General features: G+C 53.2%; 4 protein-coding genes, 3 tRNA genes and 1 rRNA gene. All 8 read right to left on the bottom strand.

Annotated features, from left to right (window positions below; all coding sequences use genetic code 11):
- The coding region (locus DTP52_RS30965) for a GTP-binding protein (RefSeq protein ID WP_256573532.1) at positions 1-149 on the bottom strand (149 nt) is incomplete at its 3' end.
- A gap of 84 nt (positions 150-233) precedes the next feature.
- Positions 234-309, bottom strand: a tRNA-Thr gene (locus DTP52_RS30960).
- 26 nt (positions 310-335) lie between these two features.
- Positions 336-409, bottom strand: a tRNA-Gly gene (locus DTP52_RS30955).
- 24 nt (positions 410-433) lie between these two features.
- Positions 434-518 (bottom strand) — tRNA-Tyr (locus tag DTP52_RS30950).
- A 142-nt stretch (positions 519-660) separates the two neighbouring features.
- Positions 661-1,116, bottom strand: coding sequence for a hypothetical protein (locus DTP52_RS30945; protein ID WP_109756662.1), 456 nt, complete (start codon positions 1,114-1,116; stop codon positions 661-663).
- 7 nt (positions 1,117-1,123) lie between these two features.
- Positions 1,124-1,873 carry a pantothenate kinase gene (locus tag DTP52_RS30940; protein WP_109756661.1) on the bottom strand — a complete coding sequence of 250 codons (750 nt, stop codon included), beginning with the start codon at positions 1,871-1,873 and terminating at the stop codon, positions 1,124-1,126.
- Positions 1,863-2,819, bottom strand: coding sequence for a bifunctional biotin--[acetyl-CoA-carboxylase] ligase/biotin operon repressor BirA (gene birA / locus DTP52_RS30935; protein ID WP_025569668.1), 957 nt, complete (start codon positions 2,817-2,819; stop codon positions 1,863-1,865). The genes DTP52_RS30940 and birA overlap by 11 nt, the downstream gene beginning before the upstream one ends.
- Positions 2,820-2,952: 133 nt before the next feature.
- Positions 2,953-3,045: ribosomal RNA gene (gene rrf / locus DTP52_RS30930) — 5S ribosomal RNA — on the bottom strand; the annotation flags it as partial.

Raw genomic sequence — 3,045 nt, 5'->3', positions numbered from 1 at the left:
ATCTTGTCGAAGTCAACCTTGGCCGAACCGAAAACTTCGGAGCAGACACGGGTCAGAGCAGCGGTCAGCGTGGTTTTACCGTGGTCAACGTGACCAATGGTACCGACGTTGACGTGCGGCTTATTACGTTCGAACTTTTCCTTAGCCATCGAAATCACCCCTAGGAGAAGAATTTAGCGAGTCACACAAGCCATTAAAACAAAGGCAGATATTTTCATATCTGCCTTGTAATATGGAGCTCTTGAGCGGATTTGAACCGCTGACCTCACCCTTACCAAGGGTGTGCTCTACCAACTGAGCTACAAGAGCGAAACACTTTGCACAATCTGCAAACTTGGAGCGGGTAGCGGGAATCGAACCCGCATCATCAGCTTGGAAGGCTGAGGTTCTACCACTAAACTATACCCGCGGAGCTTGCAGCTCACGCTAAAAATGGTGGAGGGGGAAGGATTCGAACCTTCGAAGTCGTAGACGTCAGATTTACAGTCTGATCCCTTTGGCCGCTCGGGAACCCCTCCTAAGCGAGCCGGCATTCTATATCATGCCAGCCTTCTGTCAAGCATTTTCTCATTAAAAACCTGAGGTTAGCTGCGTTGACGTCGCTTCGTATCGCTTACCTTTAAAGGTCTTCGCTGCGAAGCGGGCGCCATTCTATGCAAACTACCCTGCGGGTGCAACCCCTTCGCATGGCATTATTTTATGTTTTAACTCATTGAATTCTTTAGAAAGGTTTTGAAGCAACGATTCATTCACCTTCCCTGCGCTTTCCTGGGAAACCTGAATCCAGAATCCCCCACCCTCAGGGAGATTCGGCGAGCTCGATGCAGCAGGACGACCTACGACGCCCAAGGCAGCCAAACGCAGCTCCAACTGCCTGGTCAGCTCCGGACGAATGAAACCACCCAGGTAAACACAGTTTTTTTGCGCTTCACTCGATTTACCCAAGTCACGCCTGACCAGTGCATCCGCCGTTTCGCTCAAAAGATGAATATCCTGCTGCGAGCCGCGGTACAAACTCAGCGGAGTCACATCCTTGGCACGAAGCGGGGCCTCCTGCTGATGCCAGATGTAATAGAAGACATTCAAAACCAGCAACAACAGGAACAGCCACCGCATAGAAACCTCAAGACAAAGGACAGGCCATCGCCAAACCGACAAAAACCAGGTCGGGCACTACCCTGGCATCAGGAACAACCCCCGAGACCAGATTGGCGTCCCCTCCGGTGAGAAACACCACGAAATCCTTTCCCCAATACTGCTGTGCCAATTCAAGTTGAGTCAGGACAAACCCTCGGAGCATCAGCATGCAACCACGTTCAACCGCCTCGACAGTCGTACGACCTGGAGCGAGACTCTCATGGGCTCGCTCCGCCGCTATATCGTCATAGCGAATTCTTCGCGTATGGGTACGCAATTGGTTACGCATCAGGGGCATGCCTGGGCAAATAAATCCACCGAGATGTTCACCGTCCGCCGCCACAAAATCAGCGGTAATGGCAGTACCAAAATCAAGCACCAGGCACGCGCCCGAAGCGAGACGGAACCCACCAAGCAGGGCCAGCCACCGATCGAGCCCCAACCGCTCGTAATCCTCGTAGCCATTTCTTACCCCGGCCATTTCCCGGGCAGGCACAGCACGCGCCACCGACACCCCAAACACATCCACCAAAGAGGCGACCAAGGAGTCTGTCTCCTCCAGGGTTCTCACACTAACGAGACGGCATTTCTTGAGCTGGAACTTGTCGGCATTGCTCAAACTTGCCAACAGATCGCTGTCAGAGCTGACCACACCACCTTCGACCGGCGTCACTCCGTCAGCCTGAAGAACACGCCATTTGATAAAGCTATTGCCGCAGTCAAGCTCAAGAATCATTACGCAACCTCAGACTGAGCTCACCACCGCTAAAGTTTTTTTCCACACCCTCTACCTTCAAACGCAACGCACCCTGGTGATCGATACCCAGCACAATACCGTCAATTTTGTTAACACCAGCAATCAGGGATACAGCCCGCCCCTGCCAAAGATGGTATTGCTCCCACTCCGACTGTATTGCGGAAAATCCCGACGCATGATGAAGCCTTAGATAGTGCTGAAGCGTCGCACCCAATCGTGCCACCAACTCATTTCGATCAAAATCCCTTCTCGCTTCAAGACACATGGACGTCCATTGCTGGTCGACCTCATCGGTCGATTGCATATTCACATTTATCCCCACGCCCAGGACAACATGGCAAACGTCCGCGGGATCCCCCACCAATTCAAGCAAAATGCCAGCGATCTTCTTCTCTCCCACCAGGACATCATTGGGCCATTTCAGCCCCGCCTCGGCGATGCCCATATCGCGCAGGGCGTGCATGACAGCAAGTCCGACGACCAGGCTTAGCCCTTCGATCTGGCGCATGCCGCCGTCAATGCGTAACACCAGGCTGTGGTAGAGATTTTCGGCAAATGGGCTGACCCACTTACGACCACGACGACCACGGCCAGCCATCTGTCGTTCCGCCAAAACCATGAATGGCGCCGCCACCCCGCGCTCGATGAAACGCAGCGCCTCGGCGTTAGTAGAGTCGATAGAGTCAAAGATATGGACAGGCCACTCCTGAAGACCTTTTGCACAGATCTCAGCGGCATCCAGAAGCAACAGGGGCTTGGCCAACTGATACCCCCTACCTCGAACCTTATGAACAGACAGCCCTAATTCTGCCTCCAAGTGCTGCAATTGCTTCCATACAGCACTACGACTGATACCCAACGCAGCACCCAGCGCCTGCCCTGAATGAAAGCGACCATCCTTCAGAAGTTTTAGCAACGTGAGCATGCGGACTGAGCCCTGATAATGAGGCCCGCATGATAGCTATGCGCAAGACCGTTGCATAGAAACACAAAATGACTTTCCTGCGGGCAAAACAAAACCCCTACCTGCATCAGCAGATAGGGGTTTCGGAATTTAATCTTGACGATGACCTACTCTCACATGGGGAAACCCCACACTACCATCGGCGATGCATCGTTTCACTGCTGAGTTCGGGATGGGATCAGGTGGT

It is taken from the genome of Pseudomonas sp. 43mfcvi1.1, assembly GCF_900115935.1.
GTDB lineage: Bacteria > Pseudomonadota > Gammaproteobacteria > Pseudomonadales > Pseudomonadaceae > Aquipseudomonas > Aquipseudomonas bijieensis.
Note: the sequence above shows the minus strand (reverse complement) of the source record. Positions and strands in the feature narration are given on the sequence as shown.